19 protein-coding genes and 2 pseudogenes are annotated in these 17,106 nt (G+C 71.6%); 10 read left to right on the top strand and 11 right to left on the bottom strand.

Annotated features, from left to right (window positions below):
* Nucleotides 1–26: 26 nt before the first annotated feature.
* Both EXE48_RS14745 and deoC read left to right on the top strand, forming a co-directional pair.
* A complete protein-coding gene (locus tag EXE48_RS14745; RefSeq protein ID WP_053770988.1) occupies nt 27–389 on the top strand; it encodes an Hsp20/alpha crystallin family protein in 363 nt (120 codons plus the stop codon).
* 154 nt (nt 390–543) lie between these two features.
* Nucleotides 544–1,209: a deoxyribose-phosphate aldolase gene (gene deoC / locus EXE48_RS14740; RefSeq protein WP_053770705.1), complete on the top strand. Its 666-nt coding sequence runs from the start codon at nt 544–546 to the stop codon at nt 1,207–1,209.
* Here deoC and EXE48_RS14735 read toward each other — a convergent pair.
* The gene (locus tag EXE48_RS14735; protein ID WP_137711951.1) at nt 1,206–3,608 is read right to left on the bottom strand and encodes a methyl-accepting chemotaxis protein; all 2,403 of its coding nucleotides are present in this window, start codon (nt 3,606–3,608) and stop codon (nt 1,206–1,208) included. The genes deoC and EXE48_RS14735 overlap by 4 nt on opposite strands.
* Nucleotides 3,605–4,759 carry a BMP family lipoprotein gene (locus EXE48_RS14730; protein WP_053770703.1) on the bottom strand — a complete coding sequence of 385 codons (1,155 nt, stop codon included), beginning with the start codon at nt 4,757–4,759 and terminating at the stop codon, nt 3,605–3,607. The genes EXE48_RS14735 and EXE48_RS14730 overlap by 4 nt, the downstream gene beginning before the upstream one ends.
* A 159-nt stretch (nt 4,760–4,918) precedes the next feature.
* On the opposite strand from EXE48_RS14730, the gene EXE48_RS14725 reads away from it, so the two are divergent.
* Nucleotides 4,919–5,143: a hypothetical protein gene (locus EXE48_RS14725; protein WP_053770702.1), complete on the top strand. Its 225-nt coding sequence runs from the start codon at nt 4,919–4,921 to the stop codon at nt 5,141–5,143.
* An 86-nt stretch (nt 5,144–5,229) separates the two neighbouring features.
* Nucleotides 5,230–5,400 (top strand): hypothetical protein, encoded by a 171-nt coding sequence (locus tag EXE48_RS18840; protein WP_167551889.1) that lies wholly within the window; start codon nt 5,230–5,232, stop codon nt 5,398–5,400.
* A gap of 32 nt (nt 5,401–5,432) precedes the next feature.
* Here the strand turns inward: EXE48_RS18840 and EXE48_RS14720 are convergent, their stop codons facing one another.
* The 4 genes from EXE48_RS14720 to EXE48_RS14705 all read right to left on the bottom strand — a co-directional run bounded on the left by EXE48_RS14720 (nt 5,433) and on the right by EXE48_RS14705 (nt 8,511).
* Nucleotides 5,433–6,260 carry an ABC transporter ATP-binding protein gene (locus EXE48_RS14720; protein WP_137711950.1) on the bottom strand — a complete coding sequence of 276 codons (828 nt, stop codon included), beginning with the start codon at nt 6,258–6,260 and terminating at the stop codon, nt 5,433–5,435.
* Nucleotides 6,248–7,048, bottom strand: a complete 801-nt coding sequence (locus EXE48_RS14715; protein WP_053770700.1) for an ABC transporter permease — start codon at nt 7,046–7,048, stop codon at nt 6,248–6,250. Before EXE48_RS14715 ends, EXE48_RS14720 begins: the two co-directional genes overlap by 13 nt.
* Nucleotides 7,048–8,070, bottom strand: coding sequence for an ABC transporter substrate-binding protein (locus EXE48_RS14710; protein WP_137705417.1), 1,023 nt, complete (start codon nt 8,068–8,070; stop codon nt 7,048–7,050). The genes EXE48_RS14715 and EXE48_RS14710 overlap by 1 nt, the downstream gene beginning before the upstream one ends.
* 231 nt (nt 8,071–8,301) lie before the next feature.
* Complete coding sequence (locus tag EXE48_RS14705; RefSeq protein ID WP_053770698.1) at nt 8,302–8,511, bottom strand: DUF8149 family protein; 210 nt, start codon at nt 8,509–8,511, stop codon at nt 8,302–8,304.
* Between the two features lie 143 nt (nt 8,512–8,654).
* Here EXE48_RS14705 and EXE48_RS14700 point away from each other — a divergent pair, with 143 nt between their 5' ends.
* Nucleotides 8,655–9,458, top strand: coding sequence for an SDR family NAD(P)-dependent oxidoreductase (locus EXE48_RS14700; protein WP_053770697.1), 804 nt, complete (start codon nt 8,655–8,657; stop codon nt 9,456–9,458).
* A 49-nt stretch (nt 9,459–9,507) separates the two neighbouring features.
* Here the strand turns inward: EXE48_RS14700 and EXE48_RS14695 are convergent, their stop codons facing one another.
* Nucleotides 9,508–10,104 carry a PadR family transcriptional regulator gene (locus tag EXE48_RS14695; protein ID WP_053770696.1) on the bottom strand — a complete coding sequence of 199 codons (597 nt, stop codon included), beginning with the start codon at nt 10,102–10,104 and terminating at the stop codon, nt 9,508–9,510.
* A 379-nt stretch (nt 10,105–10,483) separates the two neighbouring features.
* Here EXE48_RS14695 and EXE48_RS14690 point away from each other — a divergent pair, with 379 nt between their 5' ends.
* From EXE48_RS14690 to EXE48_RS14675, 4 genes and pseudogenes are all read left to right on the top strand, one after another.
* Nucleotides 10,484–12,115, top strand: a complete 1,632-nt coding sequence (locus EXE48_RS14690; protein ID WP_053770695.1) for a heme-binding protein — start codon at nt 10,484–10,486, stop codon at nt 12,113–12,115.
* A 129-nt stretch (nt 12,116–12,244) separates the two neighbouring features.
* The gene (locus tag EXE48_RS14685; RefSeq protein WP_137711949.1) at nt 12,245–12,709 is read left to right on the top strand and encodes a universal stress protein; all 465 of its coding nucleotides are present in this window, start codon (nt 12,245–12,247) and stop codon (nt 12,707–12,709) included.
* A 74-nt stretch (nt 12,710–12,783) separates the two neighbouring features.
* Nucleotides 12,784–14,031 (top strand): DHH family phosphoesterase, encoded by a 1,248-nt coding sequence (locus EXE48_RS14680; RefSeq protein WP_053770693.1) that lies wholly within the window; start codon nt 12,784–12,786, stop codon nt 14,029–14,031.
* 4 nt (nt 14,032–14,035) lie between these two features.
* Nucleotides 14,036–14,235 (top strand): annotated as a pseudogene (locus EXE48_RS14675) (PfkB family carbohydrate kinase); the annotation flags it as partial.
* A gap of 45 nt (nt 14,236–14,280) precedes the next feature.
* Here EXE48_RS14675 and EXE48_RS14670 read toward each other — a convergent pair.
* The 4 genes from EXE48_RS14670 to EXE48_RS14655 all read right to left on the bottom strand — a co-directional run bounded on the left by EXE48_RS14670 (nt 14,281) and on the right by EXE48_RS14655 (nt 16,931).
* Nucleotides 14,281–15,186: a DUF106 domain-containing protein gene (locus EXE48_RS14670; protein ID WP_053770691.1), complete on the bottom strand. Its 906-nt coding sequence runs from the start codon at nt 15,184–15,186 to the stop codon at nt 14,281–14,283.
* A gap of 115 nt (nt 15,187–15,301) precedes the next feature.
* A complete protein-coding gene (locus EXE48_RS14665; RefSeq protein WP_053770690.1) occupies nt 15,302–15,925 on the bottom strand; it encodes an adenylate kinase in 624 nt (207 codons plus the stop codon).
* 50 nt (nt 15,926–15,975) lie between these two features.
* On the bottom strand, nt 15,976–16,566 hold the full coding sequence (locus EXE48_RS14660; protein ID WP_137711948.1) for a GNAT family N-acetyltransferase: 591 nt from the start codon (nt 16,564–16,566) through the stop codon (nt 15,976–15,978).
* Nucleotides 16,563–16,931, bottom strand: coding sequence for a universal stress protein (locus EXE48_RS14655; protein WP_053770688.1), 369 nt, complete (start codon nt 16,929–16,931; stop codon nt 16,563–16,565). Before EXE48_RS14655 ends, EXE48_RS14660 begins: the two co-directional genes overlap by 4 nt.
* A gap of 102 nt (nt 16,932–17,033) precedes the next feature.
* On the opposite strand from EXE48_RS14655, the pseudogene EXE48_RS14650 reads away from it, so the two are divergent.
* A pseudogene (locus EXE48_RS14650) lies at nt 17,034–17,106 on the top strand (IS6 family transposase); the annotation flags it as partial.

The raw sequence follows: 17,106 nt of genomic DNA, 5'->3' as shown, positions 1-17,106 counted from the left end.
CGAGTTCGAGGTGGTCACCAATGCCCATGCTCGAACCGGCGAACACCTGGACGCAAGGACTCGACTTCCCGAGCCGACTGTTCGAATCCGGTAGCAACGACTACGAACTGTACGAGGAGGACGGCGAGTTCGTCCTCTCGGTCGAACTACCTGGGTTCGACCCCGCCGAGATCACCGCCTCGTGGAACGACGGCGTGCTCAACGTCGCCGGCGAACACGAGGACGAGCGGCGCGGGACCCGCCGGACGTACCACCGGCGGTTCCGCTTCCCGAAGGCGATCGACGAGGACGGCATCCGGGCCGAGTACCGGAACGGCATCCTGACGGTGCGGCTCCCCGTGACCGTCGAGGACGCCGTTTCCGGCACGGAGATCGAGATCGAGAGCTGAGCCGGACCCCCGCCGGCCGGTGAGCCGCCGGTCGGCGGCCGTCCGTGTTCCGTCCCTCGTTTCTCGTCCGTAGCCGCGTTTTTTCAGCGTCGCTCGCCCGGAGCCGGCGGTGCGACCCAGCACGCCTTTGAGGCCGCGCCGCGAGGGGAGACGCATGAACCGCGAGGAGTTCGCCGCCAGCATCGACCACACCGTCCTCGGCCCGGAGACGACCTGGGACGACACCCGGACCGTTCTCGACGAGGCCGCCGCCCACGGCATGAACGCCTGTATCCCGCCGTGTTACGTCGCGGAGGCGGCCGACTACGAGAACGCGCCCGAGGCGATCGCCACCGTGGTCGGGTTCCCGCACGGCCAGCACGCCCCCGAGGTGAAACGCGACGAGGCGGTCACGGCCTGGGAGGCCGGCGCCGACGAGGTCGACATCGTGATCAACGTCGGCCGGCTGAAGGCGGGCGACGACGGCGCGGTCGCCGACGAGCTCGCGGACGTGGTCGCGGCCGTGCCGGTCCCGGTGAAGGTGATCATCGAGACCGCGCTCCTCGACGACGCCGAGAAGCGCCGCGCCTGCGAGGCCGCGGTCGCCGCCGACGCCGACATGGTGAAGACCTCGACCGGCTTCGCCGACGGCGGCGCGACGCTCGCCGACGTCGAGCTGATGAGCGAGTACCTGCCGGTGAAGGCCTCCGGCGGCGTCGGCTCCTACGAGGAGGCGACGGCGATGCTCGACGCGGGCGCGGTCCGGATCGGCGCCTCGTCGGGGGTCGCCATCGCCGAGGGACACCCCGAGGCCGACGGCGAGGCGCGGTCGGCGGACTAGGCGTCGTCCCCCTCGGCAGGTCGGTCCCGGCCGTCGCCGTCGGCGGCGAGGCCGAGGTCGCCCGGCGAGTTGCCCTCCGTCTCGGTCGGTGACCCGGCGGCCGCGCCGTCGGTGCCGGCGCCGTCCGCCTCCGCGCCGTCGATCTCCTCGGGCGCGACGTCGACCTCGAACGCCGAGACCGACTCCGAGAGCGACGCGGCCTGGTCGCGGAGCCGGTCCGCGTTCTCCGCGATGGTGGTGACGGTCGCGGTCTGCTCCTCGGCGGCCGCGGACACCTGCTCGGAGCCGCTCGCGACCTCGCCGCTCACCTCGGCGACGTCCTCGACGCCCTCGACCGCGCGCTGGGTCGACCGCGCCTGGTCCTCCGCCGCCTCGCTGATCTCCTGGACGCCGTGGTTCGTCTCCTCGACAGCGTCGACGACCGCCTCCAGCGACGACGACGCCTCGCGGACGGTGTCCGACCCCTCGTCGATCCGGGCGTTCGTCTCGCGGATGTCCGCGACGGTCTCGTCGGTCTCCTCGCGGACCGCCGCGATCTCCGACTCGATCTCGGCGGCCGCCTCCTGCGTCTCCTCCGCGAGCTGCTTGACCTCGTCGGCGACGACCGCGAATCCCTCGCCGGCCTCGCCGGCGCGGGCGGCCTCGATCGAGGCGTTGAGCGCGAGGATGTTCGTCTGCTCGGCCACGTCCGTGATGAACTCGACGACCTCGTCGATCTCGTCCATGCGCTCGTCGAGGGCCGCCATCTGCTCGACCGCGGCCGCGGAGCGGGCCTCGATCGCGTCCATCTCGTCGAGCGCCTCGGCGGCGGCCTCGCGCCCCGCCTCGCCGCGCTCGGCGGCGGCCTCGGCGGTCTCCGCGACGGAGGCCGCGGACGACGCCACCTCCTCGATGCTCGCCGAGAGGTCGCTCATCTCGTCGCTGACCGAGTCGAGCCGCTCGTCCTGCCGGACCGCGCCGTCCGCGATCTCCTGGATCTGCTCGCTGACGGTCCCGCTCGCGGTCTCGACCTCGTCGGCGCCCGCCGCCAGCTCCGCGCTGGCGTCGTCGACCTCGCCGGCGAAGGCGGCGACGCGCGCGGTCGTCCGCTCCAGCTGCGCGACCATGTCGTTGAACTCCTCGGCGATCTCGCGCATCGCCTCGCGGTCCGCGTCGGGGTCCATCCGGCGGGTGAGGTCGCCGTCGGCGACCGCGCCCATCACCTCGCTGTAGTCGGCCGCCTTCGCCTCCATGTCGCGGGTGACCGCCTCGGCCTCCTCGCGGGCCGCCTCGGCCTCGTCGGCGGCGGTCTCCGCCTCCGCGATCCGCTCGCGGAGCGCGTCGCGCATCTCGGCGAAGCTCGTGAACAGCCGCCCGATCTCGTCGACCCGGCCGGTCGACAGGTCGACGTCGAGGTCGCCGGACTCGATCCGCTCGGCGCGGTCGCGGAGCCGCGCGAGGGGGACGACCGTGCGCCCGCCCAGCACGACGCCGACGGCCCCGAGCGACGCGAGCGTGAGGAGGAGCAACAGCAGCACCGAGTTCCCCACGTCGTTGCGCACGGCGAACGCCGTCGACTTCGCGACGCTCGTCACCGCCACCCAGTCGGTGCCGGGCACGGCCGCATACGCGTGGACCTCGCCGTCGCCGATCTGCGTCGCGGTCGTGGCGTTGCCGTCGCGGACCGCGGCGACCCCCTCCTCGTGGCGGTCGCCGTCGACCGTTCCGTCGACGTCCAGCACGGTCTCGCCCGCGGCGTTGACGATCGTCGTCTCCTCGCCGGTGTCGGTGTCCTGGATCCGTTCGAGCTGCGGCTGGATCCGGGTCACGACGACGAGGTACCGGCCGTCGGCCCGCGGCACGGAGCTGGCGAACGCCATCACCGGCCGGTCGTTGAGCACGGGCGAGCGGTACGACCGGGCGGAGCGCCAGACGCGGTCGTCCTCGCCGACGCCCTCGGGCACGTCGGCGTCGCTCCAGGGCGCGTTCAGCTCGCTCGGCGCGCGCCCCTCCAGGGGCCGCTCCGTGCTGGCGACGACGCGGTCCTGCGCCGCGTCGACGAGGTGGATGCTGACGATGTCCTCGGAGAGAAGCTGGTCTTTCAACAGGACGTACGCCGCCGCGCGGCGGTCGGACCGGAGCTCGTCGGCCGCGGACATCGACCGGGTCTGCGTGGTCATCCGCTCGGTCCACGAGCCGATCGCGTCCGCCTGGAGCCCGCTGGTCTCCGCCAGCTGGGTCGTGGCGTCGGTCTCCACCGCGTCCCCGGTCTGGAGGTACGTGAACGCCCCGCCGGCCGCGACGACCGCGGCGACGACGAGGAACGCGAGCGCGAACTTGGCGGCGTACCGGCGGCGGACCGCGTCGGGGAGGACGCTGCCGACGGCGCTCGCAAGCCGTTGGAGCGGTCCGGCGCTCATCGGCCGACCGCCTCCGGATCGGTGGGCACCGACAGCTCGCCGGCGACGATCCGCTCGCCGGAGTCGGCGATGGCCGCGCGCACGTCTTCGGGGATCACCGGCCCGAGCGTAGTGCCGTACACGAGCGCGACCCCGTCCTCCGCGAGCCCGAGCGCGGTCGTCGACCCCGTCCGGAGCGAGTCCTCTATCGTCCGCTCGGCGGCGTCGTACACCGCGGTCCCGACCCGTTTCACCATCGAGCCCAGGATCACGTCCGCGTACCGCGGGTTGCTCCGCGACTGGTCGGAGTCGACGCCTATCGCGTACCGGCCGTACTCCTGTGCGGCCTGGAAGACGCCGAGGCCGCTGCCGCCGGCCGCGTGGTACACCACGTCCGCGCCCTGATCGTACATCTCCGCGGCTGCGTCGTAGCCGGCCTCGGGGTCGTCGAAGGCGCCCACGTACGTCCGCAGCACGGAGGCGTCGCCGTCGGCGTGCGCGACGCCGGCGAGGTAGCCGGCCTCGAACTTCGAGATCAGCGGCGACTCGACGCCGCCGACGAAGCCGACGGTTCGCTCCTCGGCGACGGTCCCGCCGGCCCCCACGGCGATGTCGCGGCCCGTCACTAGTCCGGCGAGGTGGCCGGCCTGGAACGACCCCTCGTGCTCGCGGAACACGTAGTTCGCGACGTTGTCGCGGTCGACGACGGAGTCGACGATGGCGTACTGCTGGTCGGGGTGCTCGCCCGCGACCGTCGAGAGCGCGTCCGCCTGGAGGAACCCGATACAGCAGATCAGGTCGTAGTCGGGGCGTTCGGACGCCGACAGCGCCGCCTGCGTCGTCTCGAAGTCGGCCATCGAGCTCGGCTCCTGGTTGGTGAACGCCACGTCGTGGTCGAGGCGCGCCCGCTGGATCCCCCGGTTGGCCGCGTCGTTGAACGAGCGGTCGTCGAGGCCGCCGAGCGCGTACACCATGCCGATCGTCGCGCTCGCGTCGGCCGAGACCGCCGGCCCTTCGTCGCCGGCGTCGCTCGCCGCGTCGTCTCCGTCGTCGATCGACGCCGTTCCGCTCGGATCGGTTCCCAGACACCCGGCGACGGCGCCCGCGACGCCCGTCCCCAAGGCGACCGCGAACCGCCGGCGCGAGTGCGTGATACCGCTCGTGTCGGTCATCACGGCGACATCGATGAATGGGGTGTAAAACTTCTGCGAGCAAATTATCAACGCTAATAGTGAATATTGTCGCACTGTCTCACAAACCGCGGCCTCGCCGTTCCCCCGACCTGAGAATCCCACTCGGCGGATTTATATCCGGAGTCCGTACGGTAGTGTATGAGTCACCAACGGAGATCACAGGGCTTCGACCTCGACGCGGCGTTCAAGGCGTTCGGCGCGGTCGGTATCGCCATCTCGGTCGCGCTCATCGTGGCGGTGTTCGCGCTGACCGATCCGTTCGGCGACTACGTCACCGCGTCGCCCGCCGTCCTCGGCACGCTGCTCTCGGCGGCCCTCGTCGTCGCGGTCGGATACACGACGCACGCGCTCCGGCGCCGCTGACGAGGCCCGCGCACCGGCGGCGCTCCCGCCGGGACGGCGACCGCGACGCCGGGAGACATAAGCCGCTCGCGGGCGGAGCGACGCGCATGTCCGACGAGCCGACCGACGAGGCGGTGGAACGCTTTCTCGACCGAGCGGCGGCCGCGCTCGGCGACTACGATCAGGGGTACGCCGACGCGGACGCGACGCTGGCGACGCTGCGGACCCACGTCGACGAGCTGGCGGCGAGCGTCGAAGGCGACGGGGACGGCGCGTAGGCGCCGACGGGCGGGAGCCGGCGTCGGGCCGGCTACGGCCCGGCCCCGATCAGCTCTCGCACGCGGCCCACGCGCTCCGCGAACGCGGCGTCGCCGCGGTCGCGCGGGCGCTCGATGTCAACGTCGACGATAGCGCGGACGCGCCCCGGGTCGGCGGCCATCACGACGATGCGGTCCGCGAGCGTCACCGCCTCCGCCACGTCGTGCGTGACGAAGAGGATGGTCTTGCCGGTCGATTCCCACACGTCGAGCAGTTCGCGCTGGAGCATCTCGCGGGTCTGGGCGTCGACCGCGCCGAACGGCTCGTCCATCAGGAGGAGGTCCGGGTCGACCGCGAGCGACCGGGCGATGGCGACGCGCTGTTTCATGCCGCCCGACAACGACTTCGGGTAGGCGTCGCGGAACTCCGTCAGCCCGACGAGGTCGAGCATCTCGTCGACGCGCGCCTCGCGCTCGGCGGGCGAGCGGTCGCTCCGTTCGAGGCCGAAGCCGACGTTCTCCGCGACGGTGAGCCACGGGAACAGGTGGTACTCCTGGAACACGACGCCCATGTCCGTCGTCGGGCCCGTGACCTCGGCGCCGTCGAGGAGGACGCGGCCGTCGGTCGCCTCGGTGAGCCCGGCCGCGATCCGGAACAGCGTCGTCTTCCCGCAGCCCGACGGCCCGACCAGACAGACGAACTCCCCGTCCGCGACCGAGAAGGACACGTCGTCGAGCGCTCGCACCGAGCCGCCGTCGCCGTCACCGGGGTACGTCTTGCCGACGCCGTCAAGCGCGACGCTCGCCTCGCTCGGCGCTGGGGGGTCTCGTCCGTTGCGCTCGGCGGCGTCGGCCGCCCCGTCACCGTTCACGCCCGCCACGCCAAGACCCTCCGTTCGACCGCGCGGAACGCCACGTCGACGAGCAGGTACATCAGGCTCAACACGAGGATGTACGCGATCGCCCGGTCGACGCGGAGGTTGTTGCTGGCGCGGATGATCTCGCGGCCGACCCCGGGGACGCCGAATATCTCCGAGGCGACGACGAGCATCCAGCACCGGCCCAGTCCGGTCCGGATCCCGGTCATGATCCCCGGCAGCGACGCCGGCAGCACGATCGACCGGACCGCGTCGAGGTCGCCGCGGACGCCGAGCGTCCGGCCCACGTCGAGGAGGTCCTCGCTCACGCCCTCGACCGCGCCGTACGCCGCGTAGAAGTTGATCCAGAACGCGCCGACCGCGATGATGAAGGCGGCGCCCCAGTCGTTGATCCCGAACCACGCGATCGCGAAGCCGATCAGCGCGAGCGGCGGCACCGGGCGTAGCGTCCGTACCAGCGGCGCCGTCAGGTCGTCGAGCAGGCGGCTCCACCCGAACGCGACGCCGGCGGCGACCCCCAGTCCCGTTCCGGCGACCGTGCCGGGGATCCAGTGCCGGACGCTCTGGTAGAGCGCCGTCGTCATGTCGCCCGCGGCGAGTTCGCTCGCGAACGCGCCCGCGACCGCGACCGGCGAGGGGAGGACGAACGGGTCCTGCGTGAGCGAGACGGCGTGCCAGACGACGAGGAACGCCGCGACCCCGATGGCGCCGCGGAGCAGCCGCCGACCGTCGCCGAGTCCGAGACCCGAGAGCGTCTCGCCCCCGCCGACAGGGGTGGTTTCGGTCGCCATCAGAGCGAGTCGTACACCTCCAGGTCGAATATCCGGTCGGTCGAGAGCTGCTCGTCGATCTGACCGTTCCCGGCCGCGAACTCGGAGAACACCTGCGTCGCGTCCGTGATCTCGTTCGGGTCGGTAATGAAGTTCGACAACGGCGAGTCGAGCGCGTCGCGCGCACGGTCGACGGGCATCCCGATTCCCTCGTTGACGTGTTCGGCGGTCGCGTCCGGATTTTCGCCGATGAAATCCGTCGCGCGGGCGTGTTGCTCGAGGAACTGTGCGGCGATCGGTGAGTCCCGCACCGCGTCGCTCATCAGCGTGACCGCGGCGGGCTGGCCGGGGAGGACTTCGGCCGCGGTCCGGAGCATCGTCACGGACGACCCCGCCGCCTGCGCGATGGTCGGCACCGGCTCCATGATCGAGGTGCCGTCGATCTCGTCGTTCGCGATCGCCTGCCAGACGGAGCTCGCGCCGTTGATCTCGATGATCTCGACGCTGTCGTTTTCGGTGGGGTCGACGCCGACGTCACGGAGCCAGTAGCGGAGCAGCACGTCCGGGACGCTCCCCTGCGGGAACGTGCCGAAGGTGAACGGCTCGCCCCGCTCGGCCTCCCACGCCGCGAACGCGTCTGCGCCCTGCTGCTCGAACGTCTCGTGGAACGACGACTCGGCCATGATCCCCATCGGCTCGCGGATGTTCGCGGCGGTCACCTGCGCCGAGATACCCCGGTCGATCGCGATCATCGCGGGGACGATCCCGAACATGGCGATGTCGATGTCGCCGCCCCCGAGCGCCTGGACGATCGCGGGACCGTTGCCGAACTCCTGGCCGGTGATCTCGGCGTCGACCTCGGAGAAGTACCCCTCGCCCTCCATCACGTACCACTGGAGGTCGGGATAGATCGGCATGTGCGCCACCGTCAGTTCGTCGAGTCCGCCGCCGCCGCCCGTACAGCCCGCGAGGCCGACCGTCGCGGTTCCGCCCGCCGCCGCGAGGAACGACCGCCGCGACGCTGTCCGATCTGAGTCGTACATACCATTCCAAGCCGCCGGGCGGGGAACACCCTCGCGTCACCAGCAACTGCGGCGGATTCCGATGACAAGAGCAATCGTAGAATCCGACGTTAGAGGGGCCGAAAACCCTGTTAACATCCTATTCAGTATCACAATCCGTCACCGAACGACGCAATTATTGCTCCCATCTTCCCGCGTCGATGCGTGTCGCTGCCAGCGAGCGCTCGCGAACGGGGGTTCGGCGGCGCTCGCTCACGCCTCCTCGTCGAACAGCCCCAAGTCCTCGGCGACGAGGTCGGCGAGGCGGTCCTTGATCGCAGGGTCGACCTCCGCGACGGACTCACCGCCGTGCTTCTGGGCGTTGTGCTTGTCGAGCGCGTCCGCGAGGTCGTCGAGCGGCACGCGGGTCTCCGTCTCGCACTCGTCGCACACGATCGGGACGGACGGCTCGTCGGTGGACATTACGCCGACCATCGCCCGTGTCGGATATATGCCTTCGGGCGTCGACCGGGGAGACCGACGCCGACGGCGCCGCCCGCGTGGCCGAGTCCACCTCCGGCGACCCGAACCGCCACCGTCTACTAACCCCGCCGCGATCCTCCGGCATGCACGTTCTCGTGACGGGGGCCGCGGGCGGGATCGGCGGGGGCGTCGCGCGCTCGCTCGCGGCCGCCGGGCACGATGTCCTCGGCGTCGACCGCGACGCGGACGGCCTCGCGGCGCTGCCCGACGCGGTCGAGACCGCCGTCGTCGACCTCCGCGACGAGGCGGCGGTTCGCGACCTGCTCGCGGAGCGCCCGCTCGACGCCGTCGTCTCCTGCGTCGGCGGCTACGAGATCGCGTCGGTCGAGGACACCTCGGCCGGGGCGTTCCGCCGGCAGGTGGACACGAACCTGACCGCGGTCCACGTGACCGCGTCCGCGGCGCTCCGGACGCTCCGCGAGCGCGGCGGGCGCGTCGTGGTCGTCGGGTCGATGGTCGGCTCCGTGGCGCTGCCGTACCACGGCGCGTACAGCGCCGCGAAGGCCGGGCTCGACGGGTACGTCGACGCGCTCCGCCGCGAGGTCGAGCCGCTCGGTGTCGACGTCGCGCTGGTCGAGCCGGGGCCGGTGCAGACGGGGTTCAACGAGCGGGCCGCCGCGGCGGTCGAGGGCGCGGGCGGCGAGGGGCCGTACGCCGACGCCTATCGGGAGTTCGAGGGGTACTCCCCGGCCGCCACCGACGTCGAGACGGTCGTCGAGCGCGTGGTGACCGCGGCGACGGCGGAACGACCGGAGACGCGCTACCGGGTGAGCCGCCGGGCGCGGTGGCTGCCGCGGCTGGCGCGCGTCCTCCCCGACCGGCTGTACGACCGGCTCGTCCGCGCCGGGCTCCCCGGCGGGCTCCTGTGGCGGCTGCTCAACCGGTGAGTCGCGACGCTGCGAGGCGGGAGCGCCGGCGCGGACGGAGCGCCGCGCGTCAGTCGTCGGCGGCGCCGGAGGAGGGCTCCTCGGCGTCGTCCGCGGGCTCGGTCTCGGAGGAATCCGGCTCGGCCCCGTCCGCCGCGGCGCCGTCTTCCCGGGCGTAGAACTCCTCGGGGGAGGCGTCGATCCGCTCGAACTCGCCGAAGTCGCGCTCGTGGTGGCGGATCATCTGCTCGACGATCCACGCGCTGTACCGCTCCGAGAACGCCCAGTCGGCGTCCGCGCCGTCGACCTCGAACCGGCCGTCGGTGGCGAGCGCCGCGTACAGGTGGTAGAAGCCGAGGACGACGTCACCGAAGTCCTTCGCCTCGCCGCCGATCGCGCGGCGCTTCTCGGCCAGCTCCTCGCGGCCCGCGTCGGTGAGCGCGAAGTACTTCCGGTCGGGCTCGTCGGCGCGCTCGACGCGCTCGGCGACGCCCTCCTCCTCGAACTTGTAGAGGATCGGGTAGACCGAGCCGTAGGAGGGCTCCCAGTGTCCGCCGCTGATCTCCGTTATCTCGCCGAGCAGCTCGTACCCGTACCGCGGTCGCTCGTCGAGCAGCTCCAACACGAGGTACGAGATCAGTCCTTTCGGCGGGCCGCTTTTCCGCATCGTCCGGACATTTCGGGGTCGCGTCGAAAGGGTTTCGGTCACGGTGACTGCTGACGCGAGCCGCGACGATCCGGACGATTCGAGCGGCTGTCGGCGCGTGCCTCCGAGGCCGCCTTGCGGCCGAGGAGCACGCGCGAGGGAGTCGCGAGCGAAGCGAGCGGCGAGGCTGGGGAGGCGTGAGGTGCGGTGCGGGCTGGGGCTTCGGCGGTCTCGGCAACGGAGTCCCTGTTGGCCAAGGTACTCAGGTACATCCGAAGGGCTGGGACTTCGGAACCGTCAGTGCCGCTTTCCGCTCCGACGCGAGCCGCGACGGTCCGGCCCGTTACCGCGTCTCGGGACGACCCGCAAACCCCTAAGTCGCGGGGCACCAACCCGGCGTATGGTCGAGGCTCCACAGACCGCCGAAGGGTGGTTCTCGCTGCACGACTTCCGCTCGATCGACTGGGACGCCTGGCGCGAGGCGCCCGAGTCCGAGCGAGAGCGGGCGATCGAAGAGGGCGAGGCCTTTCTGAAACACCGCGAACTGGTCGCCGACGCCGACGACGGCGAGTCGGCGCTGTTCTCCGTGCTCGGACACAAGGCCGACCTCCTCTGCTTACACTTCCGGCCGTCGCTCGACGACCTCTCCGCGATCGAGCGCCGCTTCGAGGACACCGCGCTCGCGAAGTTCACCGAGCGCGAGACCTCCTACGTCTCCGTCACCGAGGTGTCGGGGTACGTCTCCGACGACTACTTCGAGGCGGGCGCCGACGCCGTCGACGAGGGGCTCCGCCGGTACATCGAGGGGAAGCTGAAGCCCGATATCCCGGACGAGGAGTACGTCAGCTTCTACCCGATGAGCAAGCGCCGCGGCGAGGAACACAACTGGTACGACCTCGAGTTCGAGGAGCGCGCCGAGCTGATGGCGAGCCACGGCGAGGTCGGCAAGGAGTACGCCGGGAAAATCAAGCAGGTGATCGCCTCCTCGGTCGGCTTCGACGAGCACGAGTGGGGCGTCACGCTGTTCGGCGCGGACCCGACCGACATCAAGGACATCGTCTACGAGATGCGGTTCGACCCCGCCTCCTCGCGGTACGGCGAGTTCGGTGACTTCTACGTCGGCCGGCGGTTCCCGCCGACCGACCTCGACGCCTTCCTCGCCGGGGAGACGGTCCCGACCGGCCGCGTCCCCGAGCGCGACAGCGCCGGCCACCCCCACGGCGGGGGCGGCCACGGCGACGAGGGTGGCCACCACGGCGACGAGGGCAGCCATCACGGCGACGACGGGCACGGCCGCGGCGAGGGCCACGACCGCTCGGGCGCGGGCGGCGGTCCCGCGCACGGCGACCACCCGCACGGCGACGGAGACGCCGGCGAGGGCGACCACCCCCACGGCGAGGGCGGCGGACACGGCGAGGAGGGGGGTCACGACGGCGACGGGGCCGACGACGAGGACATCCGCGGCGAGCTCGCCGACCTCGACATCTACGCCGGGAAGCCTCACGGCGAGGACGTGTACGCCACCGTGCTGTACAGCGAGGCCGACACCGAGGAGCTGTTCGACGAGGTCGAGGGGCTCCGCGGCAACTTCGACCACTACGGTACCCACGTCAAGACCGCGGTGTACGAGGGGCGCCACACCGACCGCGCCGCGGTCGTCTCCATCTGGGACACGGCGTCGGCGGCGGAGACGGCCGGCGGCTTCCTCTCGGAGCTGCCCGACATCGTCGCCCGCGCCGGCGAGGAGTCCGGCTTCGGGACGATGGGGATGTTCTACACCGTCAAGCCCGACTACCAGTCGGAGTTCGTCGAGACGTTCGACGACGTCGGCGACCTGCTCGGCGAGATGGACGGCCACGTCGAGACCGACCTGATGGTGAACGTCGAAGACGAGAACGACATGTTCATCGCCAGCCAGTGGAACGCGAAGGAGGACGCGATGGGCTTCTTCCGCTCCGACGAGTTCTCCGAGACCGTCCAGTGGGGCCGCGACGTGCTCGCCGACCGCCCGCGGCACGTCTTCCTGGCGTAGGTCGCTCGGCCACCGCGCGGTCGGCTCTCGCCGTCGGGCGGACCCGGTCGATCGGCTCTCGCCGTCCGGGGCTTGCGCGTCCCCCTCCGACCGCCGGGTTTTAGGTAGCGCTGCGGCGAACGAACGGGCATGTTCGACACCATCGTGGTCGCGACCGACGGCTCGGACAGCGTCGGGCGGGCCGTCTCGGTCGCGGTCGACGTGGCGGCGCGGTTCGACGCCGAGGTCCACGCGGTGTACGTCGTCGACGCCGGCGAGGTGGAGTCGTCGCCGGACACGGTCCGCGAGGACCTCCGCGACGCGCTCGACGACCAGGGGCGCGACGCGCTCGACCGCGTCTCGACCGCGGCGCACGAACGCGACGGCGACCTCGACGTGACCATCGAGGTCCGCGAGGGCCGGCCGGCGTCGGAGATCGACGCGTACGCCCGCTCGATCGACGCCGACCTCGTCGCGATGGGTACCAGGGGGCGCCACGGCGAGAACCGCTTCCTCATCGGCTCCGTCGCCGAGCGCGTCGTTCGGACCTGTCCGATCCCCGTGTTGACGGTCCGCCAACTGACCGAGGAGGACCCGCGCCGGACGACCGTCTGAGGGAGCGTGGCGGCCCGACGCCGCGGCCGACGCGAGAGCGGCGGAGTTTTCCGGCTGCCGCCCGCCACGACGGTATGGACGACGACCTCATCGACGCGGGGGACGCCCCCCGGTCGCGGTACACGAAGCTCCCGGGGAAGGGATTCTTCTACCCGGACTCGCTGGACGACGAGCGCGCCGAGCGCCGAGCGCGGGAGGCGATCGAGGGCAGCGAGGCGGTCGTGATCGCCGACGGCGACGCCGACGGCCTCGCCTGCGCCGCGATGGTCCGCGAGGCGTACGACGCCGCGCTCGACGTCGCGCCCTTCGAGGACGCCATCGCGGCGCGGCTGGAAGAGGCAGACGACGAGAGCGACGACGCGGACGACGACGGCGACGAGACGGCGGACGGCGACCCGCTCGCCGACGCCCACGCCGAGTCGCCGGTCGGGCTGCTCTCGGCCGGGCCGTACTCGATCGACACCGCGCTCGAACGGGTCGAGGCGTACGCCGACGACGGGATCGACCTGTTCGTCTGCGACCTCTGTCCCGACGACTACGAGCCGATCGCGGAGCCGCTGGAGGCGCTCGCGGACGCGACCGCGGCGATCCGCTGGTTCGACCACCACCAGTGGGACGACGCGACCGCGGCCGCGGTGCGCGACGCGGGCGTCGACCTCGTCGTCGGCGACTCCGACGAGGAGTGCACCGCCGACGTGACGCTCCGGTCGCTCGACCACGCGTTCGGCGACCGCTGGACCGACCTCGCCGCGGTCACGCGCGACCACGACCTCTGGATCAAGGAGGACCCGCGCTCCGACGACCTCGCCGACTACTCCTACTGGGCCGGCGCCGAGGAGTACGCGGCCGTGATCGGCGCGTACGGCGTCGACCTCCCCGAGACGGTTCGGTCGTTCGTCGAGGAGCGACGCGTCGAGAAGGAGGCCCGGATCGACCTCGCGGTCGGCCGCGCGGTCACCCACGAGGTCGGCGACTGGCGCGTCGCGGTCACCTACGGCCGCTGCTCGCAGAACGAGGTCGCGGAGGCGCTCCGCGAGGCCGGCGCCGACGCCGCCGTGATCGTCAAGCCCGCCGGGTCGGCGTCGATCCGCGGCTCCGAGGACTTCCGCCACGCGCACGAGGTCGCCGGTCGCGTGAACGGCGGGGGCCACCCGCAGGCGGCGGGCTGTAAGCCCGACATCTACGACGACATGCTCGACTACGCCCACCACTGGAGCACCGAGGGACAGGCGTGTAAGCGCGTCATCCTCGCGGCGTTCGAGGCGGTCGCCGAGGAGGTCGACGCCGCGGGCGGCGAGGACGGGGCCGCGACGGCCGAGTAGGTGGATGGCGGACGTCTTCGTCGCCGGCGAGGCGCTCGTCGGCTTCGCGCCGAGGCGGAGGAGACGCTGCGCGAGGTCGACGGCGACGCCCGCCGCCCCGGCGGCGCGCCCGCCAACGTCGCGGTCGACCTCGCGCGGCTCGGCTCGCCGCCCGCGTTCCGGACGGGCCTCGGCGACGACGCGTTCGGGGAGCTCCTCGCGGAGCGAAAGTGAGCGGGGAGGAAACGAACCGAGCGGTCGGGGCGTCGCCTACGACGAGGACGGCGACATCTCGATGTTGAGGCTCTTCTGGACGAGCTGCGTGAACGCCATCGAACAGAGGAAGTACCAGAGGATCCACATCTGGATCGGGCCGACGATCCCCGTGTCCCACGTGACGGTCCCGGCGAGCGGGACGACGAGCTCCTGGGCGGCGACGGCCGGGTACGCGGCGTCGGAGCCGCGGTAGCCGATCACCCAGAACATCCAGAGGAACGCGGGGATGGTGAGGAACATGATCCACACCATCGGGCGGAACTGCTCTTTGAACATGCCGAGCTGGTCGCCCATCGCCTCCATCTGCTCTTCCTGGATCTGGTCGAGCGCCTCGTCGTCGTCGCGCTTCTCGGCCTCCTTCCGGCGCTCCTGGATGTCTTTCATCCGCTCCTGGTACGCGCCCATCTTCTCCATGTCCATGAGCCCGGCGCGCAGGAGCGTCGAGTACAGCCCCGTCCCGAGCGCGATGACCATGATGACGACGTAGAACGGGACGAGGTTCAGGAGCGGGCCGAGGACCACGTCGATGGCGCCCGCGATCGCGTCGCGGACCGGCGGGACCGCGTAGCCGACGAACGCGCCGACGGTCGCCAGCCCGGCGAGCTTGTCCCACTTCGACCAGCTGGTCGTCTCGGGCGTCTCGACGTCGCCGCCGCCCCCGTCGTCGTCCTCCATGCCGGCCTCGATGCCGTCGCGGTCGGCCAGCGCGAACCCCTCCTCGCCGTCGACGAGGATCTCCTTCTCGATGAGCCGGCCCCACTGCCCGCTCGTGATCTCGTCGCGAACGTCGACCCAGCGGACCTCGCCGCCGCTGGCGTTGTCGAGGACGACTTGGATGGCGTCCCGCATCTCGCCGTCCTCGCGGACCAGCGAGCGGACTCGCCGTTCGACTTTGCTCATTACCGGCCGGTTAGCGGTCGACGGTTAAGAACCTTGTAGAATCGCCGCTCGAATCGCTTCCGGGGGCGACGCGGATCGGTTCGCGGCGGCGCGCGTCGCCCCTCGGCGCGCCGCGTCAGTTCTCGACGACGTCGCGGATCCGCTCGAAGACCTCGTCCGGGGTCGCCTCGCCGTCGACCTCGACGAGGACGCCCTCGTCGCGGAAGTGGTCGACCACGGGCTCGGTGTTGTCGTAGAACACTTCGAGGCGCTCTCGGGCCGTCTCCTCGGTGTCGTCCTCGCGCTGGACGAGGTCGCCGCCGCACTCGTCGCAGACGCCCGGCTCCTCCGGGGGCTGGAAGTCGACGTGGTAGTTCGCGCCGCAGTCGTCGCAGACGCGGCGGCCGGTGAGGCGGTCCACGAGGACCTCCTCGTCGACGTCGAGGAGGACGACCGCGTCGAGGTCCGTAATCTCAGAGAGGTACTCGGCCTGGTCGAGGTTGCGCGGGTAGCCGTCGAGGACGAACCCGTCGGCGTCCTCGAGCGCGGCCTTCACGATCTCGTTGACGACCGGGTCCGGGACCAGTTCGCCCGCGTCCATGAACGACTTGGGCGTCCCGTACTCCGTCTCCATCTCCTTGTTCGCGCGGAGCGCGTCGCCGGTCGTGACGTGCTCGACGCCGTACTCGTCGGCGAGCTTCGCGCTCTGCGTCCCCTTCCCGGCGCCGGGCGCCCCCAACAGCAGAATTCGGTGACTCATACCGGAGCGGTCGCGGGCCGCCCCTAAAGGCTTGAAGATTCCGGCCAGCCCTACTCGTCGCCGTCGGGCTCGTCCGCGGATCCGCCGGCCTCCTCCGCGGCCGCCTCGGCGGCGCAGAGGCGCAGCCCCATCTCCAGTTCGAAGCTCTCGGCGTCCGAGGTCTCGAAGCCGATCTTCTTGTACAGCGAGACCGCGGCGCGGTTCCACCGCTCGACGGTGAGCCACACCTTCGCGGCGCCGTTCGCCTGCCCGTGCCCGAGCAGCCCGCGGATGAGGTGGGTGCCGATCCCGGCGCGCTGGTACTCCTGGTGGACGAAGATCGCCAGCTCGTAGGCGTCGCCGTCGGGCACGAGCGTCGCGTGGCCGGCCGCCTCGTCGCCGCACCAGGCGATCACGTTGTAGCAGTCGTCGGCGAGGATGGCGCCGAGCCACTCGCGGATGCGCTCCTCCCCGCCCGGCGGGATCCCCTGCGCGCGGTCGGCCGGGTCGAAGTCGTCGTACATCTCGACCAGGGCCTCGCGGGCCGCCTCGTCGCCCTCGTACGGCCGGACCTCGATCTCGCGGTCCTCGCGGTCAGTGAACGCGGTCGGCGGCGGCGGGAACTCGTCCGCCACCGCGTCCGGGTAGCCTCGGTCGCTCATCTGACCAGCGTCACCGATGTCTTTGCGTTCAACAGGACGAACTCCGCGATCGACCCGATCGTGATCTTCCCCATCGGGCTCGTGTGGCCGCCGCCGAGGACGATTTCCTCGAACCCCTCGGTCTCGGCGATCTCGACCAGCCGGCTCCCCGGGTCGCCCTCGACGCGCCGCACCTCGGCGTCTATCGCGGCGTCGTCGACCGCCTCCCGGGCGCGGTCCAGCACGTCCTCGGGGGCGACCGACGAGTCCTCGTTGTCGACCACGGCGATCGTCAGGTCGTCGTCCGCGACCGCCGCGCGCTCGACCGTCCGGTCGAGCGCGCGGAACGAGTCGTCGCTGCCGCCGATCCCGCAGAGCACTTTCATGCCCCATCCCTCCACGCGACGGTACAAAAGTGGATCTCCGGCGTCCGAGGCGGTGTTCAGATAAGGTTTGAAATGTGAGGCGGTGCGTTTTCAAAGTGTTCTATGCCCGAAAACGACCGCCTCAGCGGCTGTTTAGACGAGATCAACTTAGAGTTTGTGGAGCGAGAGGCAACAC

Origin of the sequence: Halorubrum sp. ASP1, assembly GCF_005435135.1 — an archaeon.
Lineage (GTDB): Archaea > Halobacteriota > Halobacteria > Halobacteriales > Haloferacaceae > Halorubrum > Halorubrum tropicale.
The sequence above is the reverse complement of the archived record's forward strand: the minus strand, read 5'-3'. Positions and strand labels throughout refer to the sequence as shown.

Bases quoted from the DNA above. Each gene is read 5' to 3' on its own strand.
- deoC (WP_053770705.1), top strand. From the start codon at position 544: ATGAACCGCGAGGAGTTCGCCGCCAGCATCGACCACACCGTCCTCGGC.
- EXE48_RS18840 (WP_167551889.1), top strand. From the start codon at position 5,230: ATGTCCGACGAGCCGACCGACGAGGCGGTGGAACGCTTTCTCGACCGA.
- EXE48_RS14745 (WP_053770988.1), top strand. From the start codon at position 27: ATGCTCGAACCGGCGAACACCTGGACGCAAGGACTCGACTTCCCGAGC.
- EXE48_RS14730 (WP_053770703.1), bottom strand. From the start codon at position 4,759: ATGACCGACACGAGCGGTATCACGCACTCGCGCCGGCGGTTCGCGGTC.
- EXE48_RS14685 (WP_137711949.1), top strand. From the start codon at position 12,245: ATGTTCGACACCATCGTGGTCGCGACCGACGGCTCGGACAGCGTCGGG.
- EXE48_RS14680 (WP_053770693.1), top strand. From the start codon at position 12,784: ATGGACGACGACCTCATCGACGCGGGGGACGCCCCCCGGTCGCGGTAC.
- EXE48_RS14700 (WP_053770697.1), top strand. From the start codon at position 8,655: ATGCACGTTCTCGTGACGGGGGCCGCGGGCGGGATCGGCGGGGGCGTC.
- EXE48_RS14665 (WP_053770690.1), bottom strand. From the start codon at position 15,925: ATGAGTCACCGAATTCTGCTGTTGGGGGCGCCCGGCGCCGGGAAGGGG.
- EXE48_RS14655 (WP_053770688.1), bottom strand. From the start codon at position 16,931: ATGAAAGTGCTCTGCGGGATCGGCGGCAGCGACGACTCGTTCCGCGCG.
- EXE48_RS14695 (WP_053770696.1), bottom strand. From the start codon at position 10,104: ATGCGGAAAAGCGGCCCGCCGAAAGGACTGATCTCGTACCTCGTGTTG.
- EXE48_RS14690 (WP_053770695.1), top strand. From the start codon at position 10,484: ATGGTCGAGGCTCCACAGACCGCCGAAGGGTGGTTCTCGCTGCACGAC.
- EXE48_RS14670 (WP_053770691.1), bottom strand. From the start codon at position 15,186: ATGAGCAAAGTCGAACGGCGAGTCCGCTCGCTGGTCCGCGAGGACGGC.
- EXE48_RS14725 (WP_053770702.1), top strand. From the start codon at position 4,919: ATGAGTCACCAACGGAGATCACAGGGCTTCGACCTCGACGCGGCGTTC.
- EXE48_RS14660 (WP_137711948.1), bottom strand. From the start codon at position 16,566: ATGAGCGACCGAGGCTACCCGGACGCGGTGGCGGACGAGTTCCCGCCG.
- EXE48_RS14715 (WP_053770700.1), bottom strand. From the start codon at position 7,048: ATGGCGACCGAAACCACCCCTGTCGGCGGGGGCGAGACGCTCTCGGGT.
- EXE48_RS14710 (WP_137705417.1), bottom strand. From the start codon at position 8,070: ATGTACGACTCAGATCGGACAGCGTCGCGGCGGTCGTTCCTCGCGGCG.
- EXE48_RS14705 (WP_053770698.1), bottom strand. From the start codon at position 8,511: ATGTCCACCGACGAGCCGTCCGTCCCGATCGTGTGCGACGAGTGCGAG.
- EXE48_RS14735 (WP_137711951.1), bottom strand. From the start codon at position 3,608: ATGAGCGCCGGACCGCTCCAACGGCTTGCGAGCGCCGTCGGCAGCGTC.